The organism is Devosia sp. SL43, assembly GCF_021729885.1.
In the GTDB taxonomy this organism is placed as follows: domain Bacteria; phylum Pseudomonadota; class Alphaproteobacteria; order Rhizobiales; family Devosiaceae; genus Devosia.
The window spans coordinates 1394553-1419038 of the sequence record NZ_CP063401.1 but is presented as its reverse complement, the minus strand read 5'-3'; the positions used below and the strand labels follow the sequence as shown (position 1 = coordinate 1419038).

The window sequence follows — 24486 nt, the reverse complement described above, 5'->3', positions numbered from 1 at the left end:
ACATCAGGACGATTCGTAAGCCCTTGTGCGTGCGGCCAGTTCCCTGAGTACCCCTCACTCGTCGGCCCGTTGGGCTGCATGACCAGAACCACGCGTTGCCAGGACGAAAATTGTCAATGTCACTGATCCAGGTCGAACCCGATCGCAACGTCCATCCGGTGGACATCATCGAGCATATCGCCTCGATCAACGACTGGACGTTCGAACGGCAGGATGCCGACGAGATTTCCATTTCCGTGCGCGGCGGCTGGAGCGACTACCACGTCTCCTTCAACTGGATGGAAGATCTCGAAAGCCTGCACATCGCCTCGGCCTTCGACCTTAAGGTGCCCGAAGGTCGTCGCAATGAGATCAAGCAGCTCATCTCGCTGATCAACGAGCAGCTGTGGATTGGCCATTTCGATATCTGGAACAAGGAAGGCGTGGTGCTGTTCCGCAATTCGCACTTGCTGACCGGTGGCGCTGATGTGTCGCCGCAGCAATGCGAGGCGCTGTTGCGCTCGGCCACCGATAGCTGCGACCTCTATTACCAGGCGTTCCAGTTTGTCGTCTGGGCCGGCAAGACCGCCGCCGATGCCCTTAGCCATGTGATGTTTGAAACGGTTGGCGAAGCGTGAGCGCGTCGCTCCGTTCCATCGGCCCGGTCATGCTGGTCGGCGCAGGCAAGATGGGCCTGGCGATGGCCAAGGGCTGGCTCGATGCCGGTCTGCCACCGAGCAACCTGCTGCTGGTCGATCCCAATCCCGGTGACGCAGCACGTGAACTGGCGCAAGACTATGGCCTGACCCTCAGCCAAGAGGCGGCAGGCTTGCAGCCCAACGTGCTGGTGCTGGCAGTCAAGCCGCAGATCATCGATACGGTCATGGTGGACCTGGCGCCAGTCATAGGCCCGAACACGCTCGCCATTTCCATCGCTGCTGGCATCGACATTGCCCGCCTGTCGCGCGGTCTCGGCATGGGCCGCATCGTCCGCACCATGCCCAATACGCCCGCCCAGATCGGCAAGGGCATTACCGGTGCAGTACCGGGCCCAGACATCACCCCTGCCGACCGCGCCAATGCCGACGCCCTGCTGGCCGCAGCCGGACCGGTCGTCTGGCTCGACGACGAGAGCAAGATCGACATCGTCACCGCCATTTCCGGCTCCGGCCCGGCCTATGTGTTCCATCTCGTCGAGGCCCTGGCTGCTGCTGCCAAGAAGATGGGCCTGCCCGATGCCCTCGCTGAGCAACTGGCGCGCCAGACCGTCATCGGTTCGGCTGCTTTGCTCGAAGCCGACCCAGCGACACCTGCCGTGCTCCGCCAGAACGTCACTTCGCCCAATGGCACCACAGCCGCCGGCCTTGCCGTGCTGATGGAAGGCCTGACGCCGCTCATCGAAGCGACAGCGGAAGCGGCCCGCAAGCGCAGCGAAGAGCTGGGGCGCGGCTAGGACGCGCGGCCGGTACTGCGCAAAGAAAAAGGGTGCGTCACCTCCAAGTGAAACGCACCCTTCGTCATTCTAGCCGCCTGGTGGCTCAGGAGGCCGTCAGATTGTCCGCGGCGGATTTGCCGGTCCGCTTGTCCTTGACGATTTCGTAGTTCACCTTCTGGCCCTCATCCAGGCCATTGAGGCCTGAGCGCTGGACAGCGGAGATGTGGACAAAAACGTCCGCCCCGCCTTCGTCAGGCTGAATGAAGCCGTAGCCTTTTTGACCGTTGAACCATTTTACGGTGCCAGTTGCCATGATGCGCGTTCCCTCGTGCAGTCTGCTGTAGGCAGCCAGGGCCACAATTGGTCCCAGCCCGGAGTGATATCGAAATATCGGAAAGTGACGCGTCAGCAGAGGCGAATGGAAGTTCGCGTATTCAGATCGGTCGGCCGCAATATTCGACGCCGGGAGCTTAGCCGCAAAAAATCGAGCGTTCAATATCTGTTTACACATGACAAAACGCCCGGCGGGAAACAGTGTCCTGCCAGGATAAAGCGAAGTCTCGTCAAGTATTTACGCCAAGTCGTCACAACCTGACGCTGACGCGCGATAGGCGGGTTTGGCAGGCGTGTACCCTGCGCTCTCCCAATGGCGTCGTGTTGCGACGCGACGCCAAAGCATCGAACCGAACATTCCCAGAATAGCCTAAAATTATGACGAGCAAACCGTCACTATCGTCGCATCCCATATTTTCATGACGCGGTCCTGCTTGCTTTCCGCTGGGATTTGCGTCAAACCCCCGCGCGCCGGTCGATTGGGTCCGGCCACCCCCGAGATCACATCGTCTTGACCAAGGCGTTTCACTCCTCCGGCGACGTCATTGCCGACCGGCGCGCTGGCTATGCCAAAATGCTTGCCGAGGGCGGCGACCACGGCGCCGCGGCCGACCTCATGAACCAGGCGCTCGAATTGGCACCCGATTGGGCGGCAGGCTGGGACCTGCTCGGCGGCTATGCCGAAAAGTCAGGTGATGTCTCCGGCGCCATCTCGGCATGGCGGCATCTCGAAGCCCTCGACGACGAGGGCGTCTTCGGCGCGGCCCTCAAGCTGGCCGCTCACGGAGCCGGCAAGGCCGGTACGGGCACCGCCGTGAGCTACGTCGAGGCCCTGTTCGACCAATATGCCCCACAATTCGAAGAGGCGCTGCTCGGCAAACTCGGCTACCAGGTGCCGGCCTTGCTCGACACCATGCTGACCGTAGAAATGGCCAAGCTCGGCATCGAGCGCTTCGCCGACATGCTCGACCTAGGCTGCGGCACGGGACTGATGGGTGTTCGCCTGCGCGATCGGGTGGACTTTCTCGAAGGCATCGATCTCTCCGCCGCCATGGTTGCCGAAGCCCGGCGCCGGGCCAATTACGACCGGCTGGAAAAGGCCGAGCTGGTGGCCTTCCTCGCCGATCGTGCGCCGACCGCCGACCTCATCACCGCCGCGGATGTGTTCATCTACTGTGGCGCCCTGCCGCCGGTGCTGGCGGCAGTCGTCCCCGCGCTCCGACCGGGTGGCCTGCTGGCTTTTTCTCTGGAAGCCCATGACGGCGAAGAGCCCGTCTTCCTGCGCGCGTCCTTGCGCTATGCCCATGGCGTCGCCGCAACCTGCCAGGCGCTTGCCGATGCCGGCCTTGAGGTCCTCCGCTTCGAAATGGCCACGCTGCGGCAGGATCGTGGCGCACCGATTGGGGGCATGTTGGTCGTCGCGCGCAAGTCAGCCTGATCGACAAAGCACCACGCGCTGAGTAGACCTCGTCTCGCGACTATCTGGGGCCCGCTCATGAACACCATCCGCTACGATTTCCGTTCCGACACTGTCACCAAGCCGAGCGCCGGCATGCGGGCGGCCATGGCCGAGGCCGAGGTGGGCGACGACGTATTTGGCGATGATCCGACCGTCAAGCGGCTGGAGCAGCGCATGGCGGCGATGCTGGGCAAGGATGCTGCCATCTTCGTGCCCTCGGGCACCCAGTCAAATCTGCTGGCGCTGATGAGCCATTGCGGCCGTGGCGACGAGTATATCGCCGGGCAGGATGCGCATCTCTATAGCCACGAGGCGGGTGGCGCAGCGGTGCTCGGTTCGATCCAGCCCCAACCGATTGCCCATCAGGCAGATGGCACAATGGACCTGGGCGATATCGAGAAGGCCATCAAGCCGGACGACCATCACTATGCCCGCACCACGGTTATCGCCCTCGAAAATACCTTCGGCGGCAAGGTGCTGCCGGTCGACTATATGACGCAGGTGGCCGACATCGCCCGGCGGCACGATCTAGGCCTGCATCTCGACGGCGCCCGTGCCTTCAACGCATGCGTGGCACTAGGCACTGATATCAAAATCTTCACCGCGCCATTCGACAGCGTCTCCATCTGCCTCTCCAAGGGCATGGGCGCGCCTGTGGGGTCGGTGCTGATCGGACGTCAGGACCTGATCGACAAGGCCCGGCGCCATCGCAAGATGCTGGGTGGTGGTATGCGCCAGTCCGGCATTCTCGCCGCCGCTTGCCTCTACGCGCTGGACCACAATATCGAGCGTCTCGCCGAAGACCATCGGCGCGCGCGTCGTCTCGCCGAAGGTCTTGCCGCCTTTCCGTCGCTCAAGGTGGTGATGCCAGATACCAATATCGTATTTGTCGACGTCGAAGACCGCCTGGGCACGCGGTTTGCCGATTTCCTCGAGTCCCGCGGCGTCGGCGCGCTGGGCTACGGCCGGCAGCGCTGGGTGACCCATCTGGATGTTACCGACGATGACGTCGATGGGGCTTTGGCAGAAGTCGCCAGCTTTTTCCGGCTGGGCGCTGAGGCGGCCTTCTCCCGCCAGTGAAAGGGCGGGAGAAGGCCGCCCAGTCCCATCACCCCTGATCGAGCGCCACACGGATCGCCAGTTCCACCGGCGAATAGTTGCCGTCGGCCCGGTCGATCTGCAGCGGCACCTTGGGCAGCAATGGCGGCTGCGCCATGAACTTGACCCGCGTGCCGCGATGCAGCTGCGCCGCATGCACCAGGAACGGATGGCAGAGATAAACCGTCCCCGCTCGTCCCGTCGCCAGCGCTTCCCGACCGGTATCGAACCAGTCGGGGCGATCGGCGATCATGTCGCGCAGCGAATGCCCCGCATCGCCTGCCGGCGCCAGATAGCGTGCGACCTCAAGATGCGAGCCGACCCGGATGCGGGTCGGTGCGTCGTCCTCCCCGACATCGGAGAACAGGAACAGCATCAGCAGCGCGCGGCCGCGCGAGCTGACATTGGCCCGCCAGTCGAGAAAATCCGGCGCGTCGAAGCCGAAGCTGGCATCGACATGCCAGCCGGTATCGCCGGCATCGGCGGAGGACGGGAAGCGGACGGGGAAAGTACCGAGACCGCCCTGCGGCAGCCAGTGGCCTTCGCCAACCAACTGGTCATAGGCCGCATGCAATACCGGCGTGTTGGCGGCGTCGCGGAACGGCGGCTGGGTGAAGTTCCCGAGCCGAACAACCGGCTGGGTCCAGGTAGACGGGTCGTCCGGATTGCAGCCGGTCGCCGCCCATAGAATAGCGCGGCCCTGATCGGCCAGTTCCTGTGGGAAAGCGTTGTCGATGCGGACGAAGCCGTCGGTGATGAATGCGTCGATTTGCGCTGCCGAGAGCGCGGGCAAAGTGCCAGGCATTGGAAAAATCCATGAGTTCGCGTGGCCGCACGAAGCGGCCGGTCAGAGCGGCGTACCGCTCAACGGAATGCCCTCGATGGGCGCCATCAGGCGCCGAGGAACACCGCGAACTTGTGAGACTGGATCATCATCATGGTGGGGCAAGTATGCGACCGGCCTACTTAAAGTCAAGCCGAGCGGCTAATCGGCCATGCTGTCTTCCGGCGGCGTTCCGTCGGTGGCAAAGACCAGGTTGTAGATGATACCATCGTCACCATGGGCCTTGCAGGTGAAGCTGGCCGCGCCAGCGAACGGGTCTTCGAACTCGCAGAGCCCTGTCACCGTGTGGTTCTGCGTTCCACTGGCCGTGGCGATGGTGACCTGGTCGAGCCCCTGATAAATCTTGCCGTTGCGCACACGCTGCTCCGTCCCCGAGAACGAGTAGACATCGCCTTCCGCAACAGCCACCAGGCTCGCGCGCCCTGAGTCATAGACCACCTGCATGATCTTGTTTTCGCAGCCCGCCACCGGCTTGTTGTCGACGCGCAACTGCTCGCAGAAGCCGGGCATGATGAACATGTTGGTGATCTCGGCAGCTTGCACGGGCGTGGTGATGCCGACAATGATGGCGAACAAGGCAAACTGGCGCATGAGCTATCCGATGCAGAAGTGATGGTGTCACTCCTGCATCATGCGGCTTCGTCGCAAGCTGACCTACCCCTGTTCAGGGTAGGTCCTTGGGTCAATCAGGCCGCGAAATAGCTCTGCAGCGACCGGACGGCGAGGCTGCCATTGCGCAGGGCGACGATGCCCTCCACTGCGGCGAGGGCGCCGTCGATGGTCGTGTAATACGGGATTTTGGCGAGCAGCGCCGTACGGCGAATATCGCGGCTGTCGCTGATCGACTTCATGCCGTCGGTGGTGTTGATCACCAGCTGCACGCCGCCATTCTTCATCGAATCCACGATATGCGGACGGCCTTCGAGCACCTTGTTGATCTTGGTGGCCGGCACGCTGTTCTCGACGAGATAGCGCTGCGTCCCGCCGGTCGCCAAAATCTCGAAGCCGGCTTCCACCAGGTGGCGGGCCATGTCGACGATATACTGCTTGTCGTCATCCCGCACCGAGATGAAGGCCTTGCCCGAAGTCGGCACCTTCTGGCCTGCCCCCATCTGCGACTTGGCGAAGGCCATGGCGAAATCGGTATCGAGCCCGATCACTTCGCCGGTCGACTTCATCTCCGGCCCCAGCACCGTATCGACTCCCGGGAAGCGGTTGAACGGGAACACGGCTTCCTTGACGGCGATATGCTTGAAGGTCTTTTCGACCAGGCCGAAGCTGGCAAGGCTCTCGCCGGCCATGATGCGGCTGGCGATCTTGGCGATCGGCTGCCCGATCACCTTGGCGACGAAGGGTACGGTGCGCGAGGCGCGAGGATTGACTTCGAGTAGGTAGATGACGCCGTCCTTGAGCGCATACTGCACGTTCATCAGCCCGCCGACCTTGAGCGCGAAAGCGAGCTCGGCCGTTTGGCGCTTCAGTTCGGTGAGCACCTCGGGCGACAGGTTGCGCGGCGGCAGCGAGCAGGCCGAGTCGCCGGAGTGAATGCCGGCCTCTTCGATATGCTCCATGATGCCGGCAACGAACACGTCCTTGCCGTCGCAGAGGGCGTCGACGTCGATTTCGGTCGCGCCTGAGAGGTAGGCGTCGAACAGCAGTGGATTGTCCGACAGCACCGAGTTGATCTGCCCGGTCTTGTCGTTCGGATAGCGCTGCAGGATATCGGGCGGCACGAGGCCGGTCAGCGTATCCTGCACATAGCGCTCGAATTCGTTGGCCGAATGCACGATCGCCATGGCGCGGCCACCCAGTACGTAGCTCGGGCGGATCACCAGCGGATAGCCCAGGCGCTCGGCGACGAGGCGGGACTGCTCCAGGCTATAGGCAATGCCGTTCTTGGGCTGGGTCAGGTCGAGCCTGTTGAGCAGCTTGCTGAACTGGTCGCGATCTTCGGCCAGATCGATGGCGTCTGGCTGGGTGCCCAGGATCGGCACGCCGGCCTTGAGCACGGCTTCGGCCAGGTTCAGCGGCGTCTGGCCGCCGAACTGCACGATCACGCCATGCAGGGTGCCGTTCTGCTTTTCGGTCAACAGGATTTCGATCACGTCTTCTTCGGTCAGCGGCTCGAAATACAGGCGATCCGAGGTGTCGTAGTCGGTCGATACGGTTTCTGGGTTGCAGTTGACCATGATGGTCTCGTAGCCGGCGTCGGCCAGTGCGAAGGCGGCATGGCAGCAGCAATAGTCGAACTCGATGCCTTGGCCGATGCGGTTCGGTCCGCCACCGAGGATAACCACCTTCTTGCGGTCGGACGGGCGGGCTTCGTCATCCACCTTGCCGTTGAACGGCACTTCGTAGGTCGAGTACATATAGGCGGTCGGCGAGGCGAATTCGGCGGCCGAGGTGTCGATGCGCTTATAGGCCGGGCGCACATCCAGCGAGTGCCGCAGCTTGCGCACGTCCGATGGCTTGATGTTGGCGAGCTGGGCCAGCCGTGCGTCCGAGAAGCCCATGGATTTGAGCGACCGCAGGTTCACTGCATCCTGCGGCAGGCCGAATTGCTTGACCTTGTTCTCGGTCTCGACGATGCCCAGCATCTGCTCAAGGAACCACGGGTCGATCTTGCAGGCCTCGTGGATATCTTCCAGCGACAGGCCCTTGCGCATGGCTTCGGCCACATGCAGCAGGCGGTCCGGCGTCGGCGTGCCGAGTGCGGCCTTGATGGCGTTCTTGTCTTCGCCTTCGCCCAGGCCCGGAATGCCGATCTCGTTGAGGCCGGTGAGGCCGGTTTCGAGCGAGCGCAAAGCCTTCTGTAGCGATTCCTGGAAGGTGCGGCCGATGGCCATGGCCTCGCCAACCGACTTCATCGAGGTGGTCAGGCGGTTATCGGCGCCGGGGAATTTCTCGAAGGCGAAGCGCGGGATCTTCACCACGACATAGTCGATCGTCGGCTCGAACGAGGCCGGGGTCATGCCGCCGGTAATGTCGTTGTCGAGCTCGTCGAGCGTATAGCCGACCGCCAGCCGCGCCGCGACCTTGGCGATGGGGAAACCCGTCGCCTTCGACGCCAGCGCCGACGAGCGCGACACGCGCGGATTCATCTCGATGACGACCATGCGGCCATCGGCCGGATTGATGCCGAACTGCACGTTCGAGCCGCCGGTCTCGACGCCGATCTCGCGCAAAACCGCCAGCGAGGCGTCGCGCATGATCTGGTATTCCTTGTCCGTCAGCGTCAAAGCAGGCGCCACGGTGATGGAATCACCGGTATGCACGCCCATCGGGTCGATATTCTCGATCGAGCAGATGATGATGCAGTTGTCCTTCTTGTCGCGGACAACCTCCATTTCGTACTCTTTCCAGCCGAGCACGCTTTCCTCGACCAGCACTTCATTGGTCGGGCTGGCATCGACGCCGCTCTCGACGATGGCGAGATATTCCTCGCGGTTATAGGCAATGCCGCCGCCGGTGCCGCCGAGGGTGAACGACGGGCGGATGATGCAGGGCAGGCCGATGACCTCGAGCGCCTGCAGCGCCTCGATAGTGTTATGCGCCAGCATGGAACGCGGGGTTTCCAGCCCGATCCGCTTCATGGCATCGCGGAACAGTTCGCGGTCTTCCGCCATGTCGATGGCCTCGGCCGTCGCGCCGATCATCTCGACGCCGAACTTCTCCAGCACGCCCATCTTGCGGAGGCTCAGCGCGCAATTCAGCGCCGTCTGGCCGCCCATGGTCGGCAGCAGCGCGTCCGGACGTTCCTTCTCGATGATCTTGGCGACCACTTCAGGGGTGATCGGCTCCATGTAAGTCGCGTCGGCCAGGTCCGGATCGGTCATGATCGTCGCCGGATTGGAGTTCACCAGGATGATCCGGTAGCCCTCTTCCTTGAGCGCCTTGCAGGCCTGGGTGCCGGAATAATCGAACTCGCAGGCCTGCCCGATAATGATCGGACCCGCACCGATGATGAGGATCGATTTGATATCGGTACGTTTTGGCATGGCGCTCGCTCAACTCTGGTTCGCGTCTGGGACGCAGGGTCGGGCAAGAAAGAATCACCCGGCTCGTGACCACCCGCACCGCATGCGCACGACAACAGGGCGTTGCTGCGCTTGGGTTAGGCTTGGACCGGGTGGTTAGGTGGGCTGTCTAGCCGAAGAGGGTGGGAAAGGGAAGGGGTGGCGGCAACCGTTGCATCTTAGCGCACGGATAGTCTGCCATGGGGTGGGAGGGCGACTGACGGCTTTTGGCAGACGCATTGCCGATATCGGACGTTTCGGGTAACGCGCGAACCGACAACGTTGTTCGACTCGGCTCGAATCTGCTGAAGTCGGAAAATGTCTAGCAACAGAGCACCTCGCCGACACCACTACATTCCCCGGATGATCCTAAGGAATTTCATCAATGACATGGGAGGGCTGCATTTCTGGCGCCGAAGTTTTGCCGTTGGTGATGTAAAGGTCACCACACCGGAAAACCTGTTCTTGGAAGATGATCTCTACACCTTCATCGGCGACGAGGGTGAACGCGACGTCTCGTTGGAGTATGGCTTCTCGAAACTTGAGTCTACGGGAGCTCAATTCCTCCGCCAACTTCTCGGCATCGTCAGGGCGGGAAAGACGCCCAGAATGGGGAACGAAGTTTGGGAGTTCCTCCACCACTTCCGCTACTATTCGGACAAGCGATCTGCAGCCTGGCATTCCCGTTTCCTAAGCGATGACGAGTTTAACGCCGCTTTAGAAGAGGTTGCCAATCAGCCGCGCTGGACAGATGCCGACAGGGCCTGGATGACTGACCTTGAAGACGTCGACAGGATCAAGCGGAACGCCCGTATTGCTGCTCAAGCATCCGGTCCTCCCGAGGGGCTTCTTGTGGAGATGCGAAGCAGGGGTCTGGCTGTATACTTGGCACCGCGAAATGCCGCCTTCGTTCTTGGAGATCACCCCACCGCAATGGCCAAGGTCGGACCCGCTGCTGAAGAGGCACCTGGCGGCAAAATCTCGTTCATGCCGGTCGCGAGTGACGTTGCGCTCGGCTACTGCTCGCAAGCCAAGACAGTTCACGTAGAGCAGCTCACCAGGGAGCAACTTCGGACGATGAACGAGGCAATGACAAGGCAATCCGTGATGATCGCCGGGCGATCTCATGCTTTGATCGCCTCGTTGTCCCGAGTGAATTACGAAACCCCTGACTACTTCACGACCTCGGAATATCTGCTTGGATGAGGCAGCTTTCCGGCGGACATTCAGGGGTATTTTGCGGAAAGGCGCTTTTGAGCGAAGGTGCAAGAAACCAGACGCTTTTCGCACGGTAGGACTGCATGGTCGAAGGCTCCGAAATCCCCGTCCGCATTGCCCGCCATCAGCTAGGTACCGCGCTTTCGCTATTTATCCGGAACAAGGACCCGCTCTCCGTCCAGGCGCTTGCTTGCGGAGGGAGCGAAGTCATCGAGCGTATCGCCCAAAAGGCCGGCATCACGACGATTTCGACCCATCTCATTGGCACAACCTCATTCCCGGACGTAAAGGCGCTTCGGAAAGAGCGGAACATCTACTGGAACGCGATCAAGCATTACACGCGCACGGATCGCACTGATCCTGACCGAGACGACGAAAAGGTAATGGCCGGCTTTACCGACAAGGCCAACGACGTTGTTCTATTTCTCGGATGGTGGGATTATCTGGCTATCACCAAGCGGTTGCCCGTCGAGGCGCAGGTGTTTCAAGCTTGGTGGTACGGGGTCAACGACAAAGCCATGTACCCTGGCGAGATGCGCGAGAAGGTCAGAATGCTCTTCCCGAACATCATGGCCGATGACCGAGCACAGCAAAAGCGCCGGCTGAACCGGATGATCGAGAAGCACCGGCACAATGAGGAGGTTCTATCCGACGAACGCACAGAAGTTGGCACGTTAGTGCCCTCAGACTGGTAACGACTGACCGCTTTTGTGCTCTGGCGTCTACAGCGCGAATGACTGCATTGGGGTCGGTAACGGCTGCTTCCCTCTCATCCGCTTGACCAGTTTCTCCGAAAAGTTATCCCCGCCCCCAATCGGCTCTGACATACTCCACCCATCCCCGCCGCTCACGCGGTGCCGACGAAGCATCGGGCGGGGAGATGGGTGGATCGGGGTCGCCTGGTCCAGGCAGGGGAAATCGAGCAGCTGCGCTTGCAACATCAGCGTACCTGACCAACCTGCCCAAAACCCCAGTCGTGTGAAGCGGCTTTCGCCTCTTCAATAACTCAAACAGGCGGCGCAAGCCGTCGGGGTGAAAGCCGCTTCATGCCGTGATCTCGCGACGCCGCAAGGCCGGGCGGCGTTCATGCATGTCCTGGGCTACCCACACCGCTCCAACACCTTCCCGATCGCGGATTTTGACCCCTTTGCGCCAAACACGGTCACATCGAACGCCTCCAGTGCACCCGACGCCTTCTGCCGGACATAGGCCACCCGGATCGTTTCCCCCGCCTGCTGCGCGATCCGCGCCCATTGCCGCGCTACCGGGCCGCGCACGATCACTGAGCTGCCGTCGCTGTGGATGAGGGGGATTTCCTGCGCGAAGCTCGTGCCCGAGGTCGCCGAGACGGGGCTGTCTGCGGCAGCGTCGGGGGTAATGGCGACGCTCATCGATCCCGCCTGCGCCACCGCTGCATTGGGCTTGCGGACCCAGAAGCCCAGCGCCAGGTCGCCGCCGCGGCAGGCGAATTGCAGTTGCGCGGCGCCAGTGTCGAAATAGGCGATCGGCACGCTGGCGTTTTCGTAGTGCCACTCTTCGGCCAGAGTCGGTGTGGCAAGCAGCAGAGCGAGGGCGATGGGCAAGGCTTTGGACATGGGTGCTCCCTGAATCGGGGAAACCGTAGTCGGCAGGTTGCGGCGCAGCAACCGACACTGACGTGATTGGCTTAGCCCTGCGATTGCGCCCAGGCCCGCTCGGCCATCTGCTTGAGCAGCAGCGACTCGGCCCAGCGGTCGGTGAGGTCGCGGCCATCGCTGCCCGATATGGCATAGGGCTGCGGACCCAGTTCGCAGGTGAAGGTGAGGCGGGCGTCAGGCGCGGCACGGCGGCGCCAGCTGGCGAAGCCCTCCGTCCACCAGCGTTCGAACTGGTCGAACCATGGCGCATGCTGCGGGAAGCTGATCGGCAACTGCACCTGTCCGCTGCCGGCGACGCGACCGTGAAAGGCCCAGGCATGGTCGAGAATGGTCGAGATCCGGGCGGCGGTGTCCGCGTCGATGGGCAGTTCGAGCTCGCGGGCCACCACATAATGCGACAGGTCGGCCAGCAGCTTGAGATCAGGCAGGCGCTCGATCAGTTCCACCATGACCAGCAGGTCGTTGGAAATGCGGCCGCGATGGGTTTCGAGATAGACCGGAATGTCCGAGGCGGCGATGATCGGGCGGATGGTTTCGAGCAGTTGCACCGCGGCGTCGGCCGTTGGCGGCAGCATGCGAAGCTGCACGTTGAGATGATGGATCGGAAAGCGATGGGCGCGGTTGATGTGATCGCGCAGCGCATCGAGGCTATCGGGCAGGCAGGTGCCTTCGACAATCAGGCCCTCGGCCCTGGCGATATTGGCGACCAGCCGCGCCGCGGCATCGTCTTCCCACATGGCGCCCAGCCCGTCGAAGCTGGCGGTCTTGATCCGCTCGATCTGGGCTTCCAGCGCCGGCTGGACCGGCTCGTCGCGCAGGTTCTGCATGGCCCAGAGTGACTGCAGGATGGCAAGCCTTTGCGCCATGGACGGCTCCTGGTGGTGCGGCGTGATGAGCTCTATCAGGCGGCCTTCATCCCGGGCAAGGCTCGATGTCCTAGCGGGGCAGCGGCGCCACGCGACCCGTCGCATCGCGCCAACCGGCCAGTTTCGCCTGTCGCTGGTCCTCAGCCATGCGCGGGTGAAACTCCCGGCTCTTGTAACGGCGGCTGGCGAAGTCTGCCTGGTCGGGCCACAGCCCGGCGCGCCAGGCTGCGAGCCAGGCGGCGCCCATCGCAATGATTTCCGACGAGTTCGTGCGCACCACCGGCATCAGGGTAATGTCGGCCAGAAATTGCATGTTCCAGTCCGACGCCGTCACGTCGCCATCGGCCCGGATGATGACATCGCTGGTGCTGCCCCAGTCCTCGCGCATGGTCTTGAACAGGTCATGCGACTGATAGCCGGCCGCTTCGAGCGCAGCCCGCACCAGGTCGGCGGGTCGTGTACCAAGGCTCAGGCCGATGATGGCGCCACGGGCTTCGACTTCGAGCCAGTCGGCGCCGCCGCCGATGAAGCCGGGGACCATATAAATCGGCAAGGCCGGGTCCGACGACGCAGCCAGGCCGTCGAGTTGGCCCCAATTGTCGATCAGCGCGATGTCGTCATGCAGCCATTGCAGCCCGCCGCCGACGAATACCACCGCGCCCTCAATGGCGTAGGTCGGCTTGCCGTCGAGCCGGTAGGCAATGGTGGTCAGCAGGCGATTGTCCGAGTTGACGATGTCGTCGCCGGTATTGAGCATGGCAAAGCAGTGCTCGTCATAGGTGGCCTTGAGCATGCCGGGCGCGAAGCAGGCCTGGCCGATCAGCGCCGCCTGCTGATTGCCGACGACGCCCAGGATGGGTACCGGGGCGCCGAAAATGTCAGCCTCGGAGGCCCCATAGTCGTCAGCACTGTCCTTCACCTCGGGCAGGATTTGCGATGGCACGGCGAAGAGATCGAGCAGTTCGCTGTCCCAATTGTTGGTGCCGATATCGAACAGGGACGTCTGGGCCGCATTGGTCGCATCGGTGGCATGCACCTTGCCACCGGTCAGCCGCCAGATCAGGAAACTGTCGATCGTTCCGAATGCCAGTTCGCCGCGCTCGGCTCGTTCACGCGCGCCCTCGACATTGTCGAGCAGCCATTTGATCTTGAGCGCGGAGAAGAACGGATGGATCAGCAGACCCGTCTTCTTGCGAACCATCGGTTCGTGGCCGGCATGGAACAGCTCGCCACAGGCGGAGGCGGTTCGCTGGTCGCGCCAGACGATGGCATTGTGGATGGCTCGCCCTGTGGCGCGATCCCAGACGACGACCGTCGAACGCTGGTTGGCAATGCCAATGCCGGCAATGTCGCGGGCTGTGATGCCGGCGCGCCGGATTGCCGTTTCGCAGGCCCACAGGCAGGTCGCCCAGATTTCCTCCGGCACCTGCTCTACCCGGTCGGGCTCGAACTGGTGCTGGGTGACCTCCATGCTGCCTTCGCCGACAATATCCTGCGCGGGGTCGAAGACAAGCGCCCGTGTCGCTGTCGTGCTCTGGTCGATGACGAGGATATGGGTGGGCATGGCACCTGGTGACGCAGGATCGGTGATCGCCAACACCTAGCCCAAGCCTCGATAGAAACACCATCGGAATCCTGTCGGCCTTCAGTCTCTCCCGATCGCGCCCATGAGCATGTCGGCGAGAAAGTCGAACACCAGACGGATGCGGCGACTAGTGTGCAATTCGCGATGGGTCGCGAGCCACATCGGCACGGGGAAGGGCGCTATCCCGGGCAAAACCGGTTCCACGCTTGGATCGGCGTCGGCGACCAGGCTGAACATGACGCCGGGGCCAAGGCCCTGCCGGATCATTTCCCAGGCGACGACGACGCTACCCGACGTCCAGGTGAAACTGCTCGCCGTCACCGGCAGACCCCGGGCATTGAGCTCCGCTACAAGGTCACCGGTTTCGGTGTAACCGATCAGCGCGGCACCAGCGAGGTCGGCACCCGTGGCGGGGCGTCCATGCCGATCAAGCCAGCTGGTCGCCGCATAGAGGCGCGCCGTCGTATCCGGGCAGCGCCGCGCCACCAGGTCGGGCTGGGTAGGGCGAAGATGCCGGATGGCGATATCGGCCTCGCGGCGCATCAAGTCGCTCACCGTATTGGCGGCAACCACATCGATCTGGATGCTGGGGGCAATCTCGTGCAGCCGCTTGAGGGCGTTCGGCAGCAGATAAGTGGCGACCACGTCGCTGGCCGAAATGCGCACCAGGCCGGAAATGGATTGCGACTGGCTCGATGCTGCCAGCGAGACACGGCGCGCTGCTTCGCCCATGTCGCGCACGGACCCAGCAAGCTCAGCCCCCGCACTGGTCAGCACAAGCGCGCGGCCCAATCGTTCGAACAGCATCACGCCAAGATCGCGCTCGAGCGCCGCGACCTGCCGGCTTAGGGTGGGCTGGGTCAGGCCAAGGCTGCGCGCCGCCGCCGACAACGAGCCAGTCTCCACGGTGGCGAGAAAGGCGCGGATCTGGTTCCAGTCGAAGGCGCCAAGGTTGCTACTCATGCAAATACGTATATCGCTATTCCAGATTTCAGCAATTTCGTTGAGTGATCGAAGGTGCGATTTTGGTGCGAGAGCGGGAGACCAGAATGGCGATGGCTGAAGCAAGCAGGTTTTGGGACCGGATGGCCGACAAGTATGCGCGTCAGCCCATTGCCGACGAAGCCGCCTATCGCACCAAGCTCCAGGCCACGCAGCGCTACTTCCGGCCCGACATGGAGGTGCTTGATTTTGGCTGTGGTACCGGCGGCACGGCCATCATCCACGCTCCATTCGTCCGGCACATCACGGCGATCGATTTCTCCGAAGGCATGCTCGACATCGCCCGAACCAAGGCCAGGGAAGCAAGGGTCGACAATGTCAGCTTCGAGCGCGCCGATATCGGGGATATGGCAGAGGAGCACGGCCGCTACGATGCCATTTTGGGTCTCAGCATCCTGCACCTGCTGCCCGACAAGGCCGCTGTCATCGCCAAGGTCTTTCGCATGCTGAAGCCGGGTGGTTACTTCATCTCCAGCACGACATGCATCGGCGACACGATGCCATTCTTCAAATTCCTCGCGCCGATCGGCAAGGCGCTTGGCGCCCTGCCGCACCTGGATGTGATGACCAGCGCGCAACTGGTGCACAGCCTGTCGTCAGCGGGCTTTGCCATTGTCCATCAATGGCAGCCGGGCAAGGGCAAGGCCGTGTTCATCGTCGCGCAGAAGCCCGTTGTGGCCTAAACGACCAACGTCACCGACTACGCCAGGAAGCGCCGGATTTCTGATGCGTCGCTCATACAGCTGCGACAATCACGCCTGCTGGAGTCGATGCGGGAATACACCGGCTGTTAAGGCTAATGCCCTGATAGTGCTGGCGCGGTCGACCGTGTTCTGTCGGCGACTTGCCTATTGTCGAGAGTACGGGTGCCATGCGTCTCATAATCGGTATCGTTGTGGTCGTTGCCTGCGTCATGGGCGGCTATGCCGGCGTTGGTGGGCACTTCATCGTGCTATGGCAGCCGATGGAATTTCTCATCATTCTGGGCGCGGCCATCGGCGCGTTCGTGATCGGCAATACCGGTCCGGTGATCAAGGGCACGCTGGGGTCCTTCGGCACGCTGTTCAAGGGGCCGAAATACAAGAAGGCCGCCTATGTCGAGCTGCTGGCAATGCAGTTCAGCCTCTACAAGCTCGTGCAATCCAAGGGCATCCTGGCGCTGGAGCAGCACATCGAAAATCCGCATGAATCGACGCTGTTCAACCGGTTTCCGCTTTTCGCCAAGGACCACCATGCCGTCGAGTTCGTGTGCGACTACCTGCGCATGGTGACGCTGGGTTCCAACAATGTGCATGAGATGGAAGCGCTCATGGACGAGGAACTCGAAACGCACCACCAGGAGCAGCACCGTATCGTGGCTGCCGTGCAGGCCCTGGCCGACGGCACGCCTGCTCTGGGCATCGTGGCCGCCGTGCTCGGCGTGATCCATACCATGGGCGCCATCAGCGAGCCGCCCGAAGTGCTGGGCCACATGATCGGTGGCGCTCTCGTGGGTACGTTCTTCGGCGTTTTCGTCGCCTATGGCTTCTTTGCGCCCTTTGCCCAGTCGTTGGGCAATATCTACCAGGCCGAATCCAAGTATTTCCAGTGCCTCAAGGCAGGCATGCTGGCCCATATCAGCGGTCAGGTGCCGGTCATGGCCATCGAATTTGCCCGCAAGGCGCTGCTGTCGGAAGACCGTCCGACCTTCGCCGAGGTTGATGCAGCGACATCCAACATGCCCGCTGCGACTTGAGCCAAGGATAGCTAGACCATGGCCGGGTACGACCAGCCGATCATCATCAAGAAGGTCAAGAAGGCCGCCCATGGTCACCATGGCGGCGCCTGGAAGATCGCTTACGCCGACTTCGTGACGGCAATGATGGCCTTCTTCCTGCTGCTCTGGCTGATCAGTATGACCACGCCGGAGCAGAAGGAAGGGCTGGCCGACTATTTCTCGCCACCCAATGTGTCGCTGACCACAAGCGGCGCTGGCGGCATCATGGGCGGTACGGCCCTCGATACCGATGGTGCCCGCATGGCCGGCTCGTCCGTCGATGGTATGCGCGACGTCTCGATCTCGCCTGAAAGCACCAGCAAGGGTCAGCCAGATGCCGGCACCGGCGGTCGTGAGGGTGATGATGGCGAAGCCGATGCTGCAATGGGTGCCGCCAATGCGGACCTGAAGTCGAGTAACGATCAGGCCTTCCACAGCGCCGCCGCCAGCATTCGCCAGGCCTGGCAGGCCCTGCCGGATATCACCGAGATTTCCGACAACCTGCTGCTCGAAGTGACCGAAGAGGGCCTCGATATCCAGATTGTCGATCAGGAAGGGCGCCCGATGTTCCCGGAAGGGTCGAAATACCCCACCGAGGAAGCGCGCGTCGCCATCGCTGCCCTGGGACCGATCCTGCAGAAACTGTCCAACCAGATCACCATCTCGGGCCATGTCGCGGCAGGCGGCAACTACGCCAATCCTCGCTACGGCTCGTGGGAGCTATCCGCCGACCGCGCCAACGTCGTGCGTGCGCTGCTGGGAGAGTTCGGCCTGGCTGACGACCGCATCAAGTCGGTCAGTGGCCGCTCGACCTCCGACCCGTTCTTCCCCAACGACCCCTATCAGGCGGCCAACGAGCGCATCAAGATTACCGTGCTCAACGAGGCCCCACCGGTTCCGAACAACCTCGGTTTCTAGCCGCAGAGGGTTGGCCGATTGCCGAAGCGATGCCAGAATGACGGCATTGCTGTCGGAGATTTGCCATGTGCCGGAACATCAAGCCGCTGTTCAATTTTGAACCGCCCGCCACGGTGAACGAGATGCACGACGCTTCCTTGCAGTTCGTGCGCAAGATTTCCGGCTTTGCCCAGCCGTCCCATGCCAACGAAGCTGCCTTCCACGAGGCCGTGGAGGATATCGAGAAGGTGTTGCGCAAGCTGCTGAAGTCGCTTGAGACCAATGCACCACCCAAGGACCGCGAAGTCGAGGCGGAAAAGCGCCGGGAGAAGTCTAAACTGCGCTTCGCCCGCGCCTGATCATTCCTCGGGTTCGGTGGTGAAGAGCAGGGGATAGCCTTTATTGCGCGCCGCCTCAGTGGCACGCGTGGCCTTCTCCTCGGCGACTTCCTTGGTGAAGACGGCAACCACGCACGCGCCCTTGGTGTGGGCCGTCAGCATGATGACGTTGGCCTGCGCTTCGGGCACGCGAAACTCGGCCTTGAGCAGCCGCACCACGAAGTCGCGCGGCGTGAAATCGTCATTGACCAGGATAACCTTGTGCAGCGGCGGTCTGGCGGGCTTGAGGACGGTCTTGGTGCGGGGCTTGGTGCCGGTCTCTGCCATGGGGCGTCTCCTGCTGATTGGTGCGCATTCTAGCACAGATATGACGTCTATACTGTGATCGCGGAACGCTCAGCCTGTGCTCGGCGTTTATCCTGAAGAAATGTCAGGATAGACCACCATGCTCAAGCTGCTCATTCTGCTCGTCGTCGTCGCCTTGGTCTCCGGTGCGCTGGGCTTTACTGGTCTGGCTGCAGGTGCCGCCTTTGCGGCCAAGCTCGTCTTTGGTTTGATGCTGGCGGGCATCGTCATCCTGCTGGCGCTGGCGTTCCTGGGGATCGCTGCGCTCACCTGATGCCTACAGCTTCAGCTTGAAGCCCTCGTGGCTCTTGGTGAAGCCGAGCTTCTCATAGAAGCGGTGGGCGTCCAGTCGGAGCTTGTTCGAGGTCAACTGCACCACGCCGCAGTCTTCCTCCCGGCACCGCTCGATTGCCCATTGCACCATCTGCGTACCCAGGCCAGTGCCGCGCTGGTCGGCGCGGATATGGACGTTTTCCAGCATCCCCCTTCGCATGCCGAAATTGGGCATGCCCGGAATGAAGCTGAGTTGAATGGTGCCGACTACTTCGCCGTTCTTTTCTGCCACGACCAACTGGTGGTTGGCATCGGCGGTGATTTCATCGAAAGCAGCGCGATACCGTGGATCGCTGAGACTTGCCGGATCAAGCGGTGGCGTATCTGTCCCACGCGCGTCGCCAGCATGGCTGAGCTGGATGATAGTGGCGATATCGGCGGGCGTGGCGTCGCGAAAGGTCAGGTCAGTCATGGAAGCCTCGTGATGGCTGACGTTTACGCGCAAGGGCAGATCTTGGGCAAGCCAAGGGCAGATCTTGGGCAAGCGCAGTTCGCGCGCGGCGCGGGGCGAGCAATCGCGCGAGGCCGATAACCAGCATGGCGATCACTGCAGGGCCGATGGCCAGCCACGAGCCGGATGCCAACAGCGCACCCGTGCCGGCCCACATGATCGAGGCAAAGGCCTCGCTCAGCGTGGCGGCGCGGGAGGCGACCTGGCGGCGGCGGAACATGCTCCGCTTGGCGACGACACGGAACCACAGCTGGATCGCGGTCGCCGAGCCGGCCGACAAGGCGGCGCATAAGGCTGTGACGAGCGCGGCGCCTGGCGAACTGATCGCCATCAGCAACAGCAGCGGTGTGAGGACGATCGCGATGACCGTGAGCACCGCTTCGATCTTTGCGATCAGCACCGAGCGTGGCGCGACAGGTGCCGTGACTACCAGGTCGTGCGCGTCCTCGCCTGAAATGGCGAGCCAGGCGAGACCGCCGGCGAGTTGACCCGCGGCCATGACCAGAACCGGCACAACCACCACGAAGGCTCCGGCGCTGTTGCCGAAGTTCATCCACAACAGCAAGGCTGGCGGTACGAGATAGAGGATCTGCATCAGCGTCTGCGACAGCAGCCACGGATCCCGCTGCAACAGCCGCCATTCCTTGAGCCGCAGCACCTGCCGTTGCGAGGCCGGATGGAAGCGTCGAGCCGATGGCCGGCGCTGGCTGGCCACGTGGTTGAGCCCTGCCGCCGAGATGGCCAGGCGACCATAGCTTGATGCTGATGCCACGATGGCCACCAGCAGCGCGCCAAGGCCGATGGCGAGGACGATGGCCAATGCATTCAGGTCACCCATTGCCGCCTTGGCGGGCAGCCAGAAGCCGCTATCGATGCCCGGCGCAGCGTCTATTACGGCCTGCGACTGGAACAGCGTGAACCGCGACATGTCGCCATAGTAGAGGATGGCCGCGCCCTGCACGCCGATGACGAAGCCGGCGCCGACAATGCCGGCAACGATCTGGGAGATGAACCGTGTCTGGCGCGGGCCGACCAGCTTGAACAGCAACATGGTGACAGCCACCGAAATGGCGGTCGAAATGGCGCCCATCGCGACCACCACGCCATAGGCGGCGAACCACCGCTGTCCGTCGAACAAAGCCAGCATGTTGATCAGAGGACTGGCGAGCAGGCCGGTGAAGACAATACTGGTCAGCGCGACCGAGCCGGTGCGCACGGCGAACAGCCGTCGCGACGAGGCAGGGGACGACAGAACAAGGTCAAGATCGGAGCGGCCATAGTAGACCCGCGTGACTGCCTCCAGCGCCTGCGACAGCATCACGGTCCAGAACAGCATGCCCGTGCCCGTGAGCATCACCAGGCTTCCGGCATCGGACTGGATGCCGCCGGAGGCCCAGTTGCGCACCAGGCCAAAGGCCATCAGGTGCAACACCAGCGTGACGACAGCGATGAAGATGACGATCCCGATGCCACGATTGCGGCTGCCGCCGGTCAGCATGGCGACGACTTCTCGCCAGGCGAGCGTCAGCTCGTGCCGGGCGAACCAGAGGGTCGAGGTCGGGGCCAGGCTCATGCCGCTTCCGCGCTCTGTGCCACAAGATCGAGAAAGATGTCTTCCAGGCTCGATTCCCGTCCGATCCGCGTCCGCAGCTCGGCCAGCGTCCCTTCGGCGATCAGTCGACCGTTGGCGATGACGCCGATGCGCTCGGCCATGCGCTCGGCCACCTCGAGAATGTGGGTGGTCATGATGACGGTGACGCCATCGCGGACCTTGCCCAGCAGCACATCCTTTACTTGGCGGGCCGAGCCCGCATCGAGCCCGGTCAGGGGCTCGTCGAGAATGATCAGCCTGGGGTCATGCACCAGCGCCCCGGCCAGCGCCACCTTCTGCAGCATGCCCTTGGAAAAACCGCCGCAGAGTTCGTTGGCGTGCGGTCGCAGGCCGAGCCAGTCGATCAGCTCATTGGCCTTGGCCTCGGCGGTGCGCATATCGATCTGCCAGAGACCGGCAACGAATTCGAGATATTCCAGCGGCGTCAGCCGGTCATAGACCATGGGCTCGTCCGACACCCAGGCGACGATGCGCTTGGCGGCGATGGGGTCGCGCCGCGCGTCGATGCCGAAGATCGAAATGCCGCCCTGATCCGGCTGCAGCAGGCCGGCGACCATGCGCAGGATGGTGGTCTTGCCAGCTCCATTGGGCCCGAGCAGGGCGTAGAATTCGCCCGCCCGTACCGTCAGGTCCAGATTATCGACCACCCTGCGGTCAAAGCTCTTGGCGAGATTGGTGATGGCGAGGGCAGGGGCGGTCATGGCGTCGCTCCGGAAGAAAGCGCCAAAGCCTATCGCGCAGCCCTTACACGCGCATGAATCGACAGCGTTAAGATTTCGCCGCAGTGACGCTACGCGTAGCGATCCAGTGTCAGGCGGAGTGGCTCGGCCTGAGCCGCTGCTGCAACAGTGCGCCGACCGGCCAGTGAGCCGCCGAACGAGACGGCATCCGTCGCTATTGGCGTCTCCGCGCCAGCCTTGGCCGCCGGGTCCTCGAATCTCTTGGCTTTCGAGACGTCGTCGCAATTGCGGCAGACATAGCCGTTGACGGTGATCGGCTTGGGATAGTCGCTGCTGATGGCCATGGCGCACTCGGGAGACGATCTCCCCGTCATTCGCAGCCTGATCGACAAACGTTACGGCCGCCGGCGCTTGCGCCGGCGGCCGTGCAAATATGGTTAATGAAACATTCAGGCGATGGTGAGCTTCACATCGACATTGCCGCGCGTTGCATTGGAATAGGGGCAAACGCCATGCGCCTTGTGGACCAGCGCCTCGGCGTCTTCCTTGGAGAAGCCGGGCAGCGTCACCTTGAGCTCGACCGCGATGTTGAAGCCGTGGGCGCCTTCATTGGCGTTCTCGCCGAAGGACACCGATGCGTCGATGGTGGTTTCGTCTGGCACCTTGATCTTGTCGCCGCGCGCGACGGCCTTGATGGCGCCGAGGAAGCAAGCCGAGTAGCCGGCCGCGAAAAGCTGCTCCGGATTGGTGCCCGGGCCGCCATTGCCGCCCATTTCCTTGGGGGTGTCGAGCGTCACCGACAGGCGGCCGTCATCGGTCGCGCTGGTGCCGGTGCGGCCACCGGTGGTGTGAGCGTGGGCGGTATAGACCGCGGCTTTGATCGAGGACATCGGAAACTCCTTGGTTATCAAGTTGGCGGCCGTTCAATAGCGTACAATTAAATTGTGTGCAATCGAAAAAATGCGTGCTACGATGATTTTGTTCTCAGGATGGAAGATGCCCATGGCCAAGACGGCTGATCCGCTGCAACTCGATTCCATGCTGTGCTTCGCGGTCTACGCTGCGGGCCACGCCTTCACGCGCTTCTACAAGCCGCGCCTCGACGCTTTGGGGCTCACCTATCCGCAATACCTGGTGTTCCTGGTGCTCTGGGAAGCCGACGGTCTCACGGTAAAGGCGCTGGGGGACAAATTGTTCCTCGATTCGGGCACCATCACGCCGCTGCTCAAGCGCCTGGAGGCGCGCGGATTGGTGCGACGGCAGCGTGATGAGGAGGATGAGCGCCAGGTCCGCATCTTCCTCACCGAAGAGGGCAGGGGCCTGCGCGCCAAGGCGCTTGCCGTGCCGCTGGCCGTTGGCCAGGCGCTGGGCGGCGAGCCGGAAGACGCTGCCACCCTCCGCCAAAGCCTGCACCTGCTGCGCCAGCGGTTGGATGCCAGTAATTGAAGTGCCGCGCCCTCGTGGTTCGAGGCGCTGAAGAAGCGCACCTCACCATGAGGACTGTTGATGCACGTGTTCCCAGTAGCCCTCATGGTGAGGTGCGAGCTCTTGCGAGCCTCGAACCACGAGGGCGTGGCACAAATGTAGCTCAGCTCAGCGCAGCCCGACCGGGTCGACCATGCCCGATGCGCAGCCGCCCTCGGTCGGACCTGCTGCCGCGATGAGTGTCGCAAGATCGTCTGGCCCATCGATCGTCCCGGTCAGCCCGATCGTGAGTTCAGTGATGATGGTCCGGTTGCCATCCGGTTCGCATTCCATGCGCACGCGCTCGCCGGCGCCCGGTCCGAAAGCCTGATCGAAGGCATCACGAACCTGCCGCAGCGTGATCTTGCGGCCGATATTGCTGGCGAACAGGTCCACCACTTCAGAGGTATTGAGCGCCAGCATCAGGTCAGTGGCGTCGCGATAATACTCCTCCGCCGACGTGCCGTAGCAGGTGCCATGCTTGGTCCATTCATGCCGGTCGAGCGCCGACAGCGTGCCGGGCATGACCTCGTTTAGTTCTGCCCGCAGCTCAGGCGATAACCGCACCTCCGGCAGGCTGCGCCAGCGGCCATTCTCGCTGGCCCAGCGATCATCCTCCAACACGCCGCAGAATTGGTTGCTGCGCGGCTGCGGCCACAATCCGTGCAGGGCAAAATGCATCGCCTCGAAACTGCGCTCGGTCTGCCGCTCGCATTCAGGCTTGCCGGAAACCGTCTCGCAGAAAGCCGGCTGCCAGTTGATAGCAAGGATATACTGCGTACCGCGATAGGTCGGGGCAGGGGCGGGCGGTGGTGGCTCGGCGATCTGTCCCTCGGCATCGGTCGCCCGCGTCCCGCAATCGACTGCCACCCAGCGTCGCTCCGGCGATGCGCCAGGCACCACGATCCACAGATGCGTCGGGTTGGCGGTGTTGCCGGCGACCAGGTCATAGGCCGTGCCGGGACGGATCTGGATATTGCCCGGATTGGTTTCCCGGCTGATCGACTGGAATGCCGGGCAGGCCTTGGTGGCGGTAAAGTAGCCCGTCAGCGGCACTTCGGCATGGGCGGGCAGGGTCGACAGCGCAAGCATCGCCAGAGCCAGAAGTCGCCGCATACCACCCTCCAAACAATGAGGG

The 24486-nt window shown here is 62.8% G+C and carries 27 protein-coding genes; 12 read left to right on the top strand and 15 right to left on the bottom strand.

Translation table 11 applies throughout. From position 1 onward, the window contains the following. Nucleotides 1–116: 116 nt before the first annotated feature. On the top strand, nt 117–617 hold the full coding sequence (locus tag IM737_RS07010; protein WP_236899205.1) for a YbjN domain-containing protein: 501 nt from the start codon (nt 117–119) through the stop codon (nt 615–617). Beyond that, complete coding sequence (proC, locus tag IM737_RS07005; RefSeq protein ID WP_236899204.1) at nt 614–1432, top strand: pyrroline-5-carboxylate reductase; 819 nt, start codon at nt 614–616, stop codon at nt 1430–1432. Before IM737_RS07010 ends, proC begins: the two co-directional genes overlap by 4 nt. 85 nt (nt 1433–1517) lie before the next feature. Here the strand turns inward: proC and IM737_RS07000 are convergent, their stop codons facing one another. Continuing rightward, on the bottom strand, nt 1518–1727 hold the full coding sequence (locus IM737_RS07000; protein ID WP_086470158.1) for a cold-shock protein: 210 nt from the start codon (nt 1725–1727) through the stop codon (nt 1518–1520). 531 nt (nt 1728–2258) lie between these two features. Here IM737_RS07000 and IM737_RS06995 point away from each other — a divergent pair. Further along, on the top strand, nt 2259–3185 hold the full coding sequence (locus IM737_RS06995; protein ID WP_236899203.1) for a methyltransferase: 927 nt from the start codon (nt 2259–2261) through the stop codon (nt 3183–3185). A 57-nt stretch (nt 3186–3242) separates the two neighbouring features. Continuing rightward, nucleotides 3243–4286: a low-specificity L-threonine aldolase gene (gene ltaE, locus IM737_RS06990; RefSeq protein ID WP_236899202.1), complete on the top strand. Its 1044-nt coding sequence runs from the start codon at nt 3243–3245 to the stop codon at nt 4284–4286. A gap of 28 nt (nt 4287–4314) precedes the next feature. Here the strand turns inward: ltaE and IM737_RS06985 are convergent, their stop codons facing one another. From IM737_RS06985 to carB, 3 genes are all read right to left on the bottom strand, one after another. Beyond that, complete coding sequence (locus tag IM737_RS06985; protein WP_236899201.1) at nt 4315–5109, bottom strand: phytanoyl-CoA dioxygenase family protein; 795 nt, start codon at nt 5107–5109, stop codon at nt 4315–4317. A gap of 180 nt (nt 5110–5289) precedes the next feature. Then, complete coding sequence (locus IM737_RS06980) at nt 5290–5739, bottom strand: hypothetical protein (protein ID WP_236899200.1); 450 nt, start codon at nt 5737–5739, stop codon at nt 5290–5292. 95 nt (nt 5740–5834) lie between these two features. Next, a complete protein-coding gene (gene carB / locus IM737_RS06975) occupies nt 5835–9146 on the bottom strand; it encodes a carbamoyl-phosphate synthase large subunit (protein WP_236899199.1) in 3312 nt (1103 codons plus the stop codon). Between the two features lie 336 nt (nt 9147–9482). Here carB and IM737_RS06970 point away from each other — a divergent pair, with 336 nt between their 5' ends. Beyond that, nucleotides 9483–10370: a DUF4238 domain-containing protein gene (locus tag IM737_RS06970; protein WP_236899198.1), complete on the top strand. Its 888-nt coding sequence runs from the start codon at nt 9483–9485 to the stop codon at nt 10368–10370. Nucleotides 10371–10465: 95 nt separating this feature from the next. After that, on the top strand, nt 10466–11077 hold the full coding sequence (locus tag IM737_RS06965) for a hypothetical protein (protein ID WP_236899197.1): 612 nt from the start codon (nt 10466–10468) through the stop codon (nt 11075–11077). A 405-nt stretch (nt 11078–11482) separates the two neighbouring features. Here IM737_RS06965 and IM737_RS06960 read toward each other — a convergent pair whose 3' ends face one another. From IM737_RS06960 to IM737_RS06945, 4 genes are all read right to left on the bottom strand, one after another. Continuing rightward, nucleotides 11483–11977: a hypothetical protein gene (locus IM737_RS06960; RefSeq protein ID WP_236899196.1), complete on the bottom strand. Its 495-nt coding sequence runs from the start codon at nt 11975–11977 to the stop codon at nt 11483–11485. Nucleotides 11978–12048: 71 nt separating this feature from the next. Next, complete coding sequence (locus tag IM737_RS06955) at nt 12049–12885, bottom strand: sugar phosphate isomerase/epimerase (RefSeq protein WP_236899195.1); 837 nt, start codon at nt 12883–12885, stop codon at nt 12049–12051. 70 nt (nt 12886–12955) lie between these two features. Beyond that, entirely contained in the window at nt 12956–14449 is a 1494-nt protein-coding gene (locus IM737_RS06950) for an FGGY family carbohydrate kinase (protein WP_236899194.1), read from the bottom strand. 81 nt (nt 14450–14530) lie between these two features. Next, complete coding sequence (locus IM737_RS06945) at nt 14531–15433, bottom strand: LysR family transcriptional regulator (protein WP_236899193.1); 903 nt, start codon at nt 15431–15433, stop codon at nt 14531–14533. Nucleotides 15434–15519: 86 nt separating this feature from the next. Between IM737_RS06945 and IM737_RS06940 the strand changes: the two genes are divergently transcribed. From IM737_RS06940 to IM737_RS06925, 4 genes are all read left to right on the top strand, one after another. Then, nucleotides 15520–16155, top strand: coding sequence for a class I SAM-dependent methyltransferase (locus IM737_RS06940; protein WP_236899192.1), 636 nt, complete (start codon nt 15520–15522; stop codon nt 16153–16155). Nucleotides 16156–16343: 188 nt separating this feature from the next. Next, nucleotides 16344–17207 carry a flagellar motor stator protein MotA gene (motA, locus tag IM737_RS06935; RefSeq protein ID WP_236899191.1) on the top strand — a complete coding sequence of 288 codons (864 nt, stop codon included), beginning with the start codon at nt 16344–16346 and terminating at the stop codon, nt 17205–17207. A gap of 18 nt (nt 17208–17225) precedes the next feature. Beyond that, complete coding sequence (locus IM737_RS06930) at nt 17226–18146, top strand: flagellar motor protein MotB (protein ID WP_236899190.1); 921 nt, start codon at nt 17226–17228, stop codon at nt 18144–18146. A 65-nt stretch (nt 18147–18211) separates the two neighbouring features. Then, entirely contained in the window at nt 18212–18484 is a 273-nt protein-coding gene (locus tag IM737_RS06925; RefSeq protein ID WP_236899189.1) for a DUF2277 domain-containing protein, read from the top strand. Here IM737_RS06925 and clpS read toward each other — a convergent pair whose 3' ends face one another. Then, nucleotides 18485–18790, bottom strand: a complete 306-nt coding sequence (gene clpS / locus IM737_RS06920; protein WP_236899188.1) for an ATP-dependent Clp protease adapter ClpS — start codon at nt 18788–18790, stop codon at nt 18485–18487. Between the two features lie 118 nt (nt 18791–18908). Here clpS and IM737_RS06915 point away from each other — a divergent pair, with 118 nt between their 5' ends. Beyond that, nucleotides 18909–19082 (top strand): DUF1328 family protein, encoded by a 174-nt coding sequence (locus tag IM737_RS06915; protein ID WP_236899187.1) that lies wholly within the window; start codon nt 18909–18911, stop codon nt 19080–19082. A 3-nt stretch (nt 19083–19085) separates the two neighbouring features. Here IM737_RS06915 and IM737_RS06910 read toward each other — a convergent pair whose 3' ends face one another. From IM737_RS06910 to IM737_RS06890, 5 genes are all read right to left on the bottom strand, one after another. Next, entirely contained in the window at nt 19086–19553 is a 468-nt protein-coding gene (locus tag IM737_RS06910; RefSeq protein WP_236899186.1) for a GNAT family N-acetyltransferase, read from the bottom strand. Then, complete coding sequence (locus IM737_RS06905; protein WP_236899185.1) at nt 19546–21165, bottom strand: permease; 1620 nt, start codon at nt 21163–21165, stop codon at nt 19546–19548. Before IM737_RS06905 ends, IM737_RS06910 begins: the two co-directional genes overlap by 8 nt. Then, nucleotides 21162–21905, bottom strand: coding sequence for an ABC transporter ATP-binding protein (locus IM737_RS06900; RefSeq protein WP_236899184.1), 744 nt, complete (start codon nt 21903–21905; stop codon nt 21162–21164). The genes IM737_RS06905 and IM737_RS06900 overlap by 4 nt, the downstream gene beginning before the upstream one ends. A gap of 89 nt (nt 21906–21994) precedes the next feature. Continuing rightward, a complete protein-coding gene (locus IM737_RS06895; protein WP_236899183.1) occupies nt 21995–22228 on the bottom strand; it encodes a hypothetical protein in 234 nt (77 codons plus the stop codon). Nucleotides 22229–22333: 105 nt separating this feature from the next. Further along, nucleotides 22334–22774 carry an organic hydroperoxide resistance protein gene (locus tag IM737_RS06890; protein ID WP_236899182.1) on the bottom strand — a complete coding sequence of 147 codons (441 nt, stop codon included), beginning with the start codon at nt 22772–22774 and terminating at the stop codon, nt 22334–22336. 106 nt (nt 22775–22880) lie between these two features. Here IM737_RS06890 and IM737_RS06885 point away from each other — a divergent pair, with 106 nt between their 5' ends. Then, nucleotides 22881–23330: a MarR family winged helix-turn-helix transcriptional regulator gene (locus IM737_RS06885; RefSeq protein WP_236899181.1), complete on the top strand. Its 450-nt coding sequence runs from the start codon at nt 22881–22883 to the stop codon at nt 23328–23330. A gap of 147 nt (nt 23331–23477) precedes the next feature. Here the strand turns inward: IM737_RS06885 and IM737_RS06880 are convergent, their stop codons facing one another. After that, a complete protein-coding gene (locus tag IM737_RS06880; RefSeq protein WP_236899180.1) occupies nt 23478–24464 on the bottom strand; it encodes a ribonuclease T2 family protein in 987 nt (328 codons plus the stop codon). Between the last annotated feature and the right edge of the window lie 22 nt (nt 24465–24486).

Excerpts from the sequence above, each read along its gene's own strand:
- IM737_RS07010 (WP_236899205.1), top strand. The coding sequence starts at position 117 with ATGTCACTGATCCAGGTCGAACCCGATCGCAACGTCCATCCGGTGGAC.
- IM737_RS07000 (WP_086470158.1), bottom strand. The coding sequence starts at position 1,727 with ATGGCAACTGGCACCGTAAAATGGTTCAACGGTCAAAAAGGCTACGGC.
- ltaE (WP_236899202.1), top strand. The coding sequence starts at position 3,243 with ATGAACACCATCCGCTACGATTTCCGTTCCGACACTGTCACCAAGCCG.
- IM737_RS06985 (WP_236899201.1), bottom strand. The coding sequence starts at position 5,109 with ATGCCTGGCACTTTGCCCGCGCTCTCGGCAGCGCAAATCGACGCATTC.
- IM737_RS06980 (WP_236899200.1), bottom strand. The coding sequence starts at position 5,739 with ATGCGCCAGTTTGCCTTGTTCGCCATCATTGTCGGCATCACCACGCCC.
- carB (WP_236899199.1), bottom strand. The coding sequence starts at position 9,146 with ATGCCAAAACGTACCGATATCAAATCGATCCTCATCATCGGTGCGGGT.
- IM737_RS06970 (WP_236899198.1), top strand. The coding sequence starts at position 9,483 with ATGTCTAGCAACAGAGCACCTCGCCGACACCACTACATTCCCCGGATG.
- IM737_RS06965 (WP_236899197.1), top strand. The coding sequence starts at position 10,466 with ATGGTCGAAGGCTCCGAAATCCCCGTCCGCATTGCCCGCCATCAGCTA.
- IM737_RS06960 (WP_236899196.1), bottom strand. The coding sequence starts at position 11,977 with ATGTCCAAAGCCTTGCCCATCGCCCTCGCTCTGCTGCTTGCCACACCG.
- IM737_RS06955 (WP_236899195.1), bottom strand. The coding sequence starts at position 12,885 with ATGGCGCAAAGGCTTGCCATCCTGCAGTCACTCTGGGCCATGCAGAAC.
- IM737_RS06950 (WP_236899194.1), bottom strand. The coding sequence starts at position 14,449 with ATGCCCACCCATATCCTCGTCATCGACCAGAGCACGACAGCGACACGG.
- IM737_RS06945 (WP_236899193.1), bottom strand. The coding sequence starts at position 15,433 with ATGAGTAGCAACCTTGGCGCCTTCGACTGGAACCAGATCCGCGCCTTT.
- IM737_RS06940 (WP_236899192.1), top strand. The coding sequence starts at position 15,520 with ATGGCGATGGCTGAAGCAAGCAGGTTTTGGGACCGGATGGCCGACAAG.
- motA (WP_236899191.1), top strand. The coding sequence starts at position 16,344 with ATGCGTCTCATAATCGGTATCGTTGTGGTCGTTGCCTGCGTCATGGGC.
- IM737_RS06930 (WP_236899190.1), top strand. The coding sequence starts at position 17,226 with ATGGCCGGGTACGACCAGCCGATCATCATCAAGAAGGTCAAGAAGGCC.
- IM737_RS06925 (WP_236899189.1), top strand. The coding sequence starts at position 18,212 with ATGTGCCGGAACATCAAGCCGCTGTTCAATTTTGAACCGCCCGCCACG.
- clpS (WP_236899188.1), bottom strand. The coding sequence starts at position 18,790 with ATGGCAGAGACCGGCACCAAGCCCCGCACCAAGACCGTCCTCAAGCCC.
- IM737_RS06915 (WP_236899187.1), top strand. The coding sequence starts at position 18,909 with ATGCTCAAGCTGCTCATTCTGCTCGTCGTCGTCGCCTTGGTCTCCGGT.
- IM737_RS06910 (WP_236899186.1), bottom strand. The coding sequence starts at position 19,553 with ATGACTGACCTGACCTTTCGCGACGCCACGCCCGCCGATATCGCCACT.
- IM737_RS06905 (WP_236899185.1), bottom strand. The coding sequence starts at position 21,165 with ATGAGCCTGGCCCCGACCTCGACCCTCTGGTTCGCCCGGCACGAGCTG.
- IM737_RS06900 (WP_236899184.1), bottom strand. The coding sequence starts at position 21,905 with ATGACCGCCCCTGCCCTCGCCATCACCAATCTCGCCAAGAGCTTTGAC.
- IM737_RS06895 (WP_236899183.1), bottom strand. The coding sequence starts at position 22,228 with ATGGCCATCAGCAGCGACTATCCCAAGCCGATCACCGTCAACGGCTAT.
- IM737_RS06890 (WP_236899182.1), bottom strand. The coding sequence starts at position 22,774 with ATGTCCTCGATCAAAGCCGCGGTCTATACCGCCCACGCTCACACCACC.
- IM737_RS06885 (WP_236899181.1), top strand. The coding sequence starts at position 22,881 with ATGCCCATGGCCAAGACGGCTGATCCGCTGCAACTCGATTCCATGCTG.
- IM737_RS06880 (WP_236899180.1), bottom strand. The coding sequence starts at position 24,464 with ATGCGGCGACTTCTGGCTCTGGCGATGCTTGCGCTGTCGACCCTGCCC.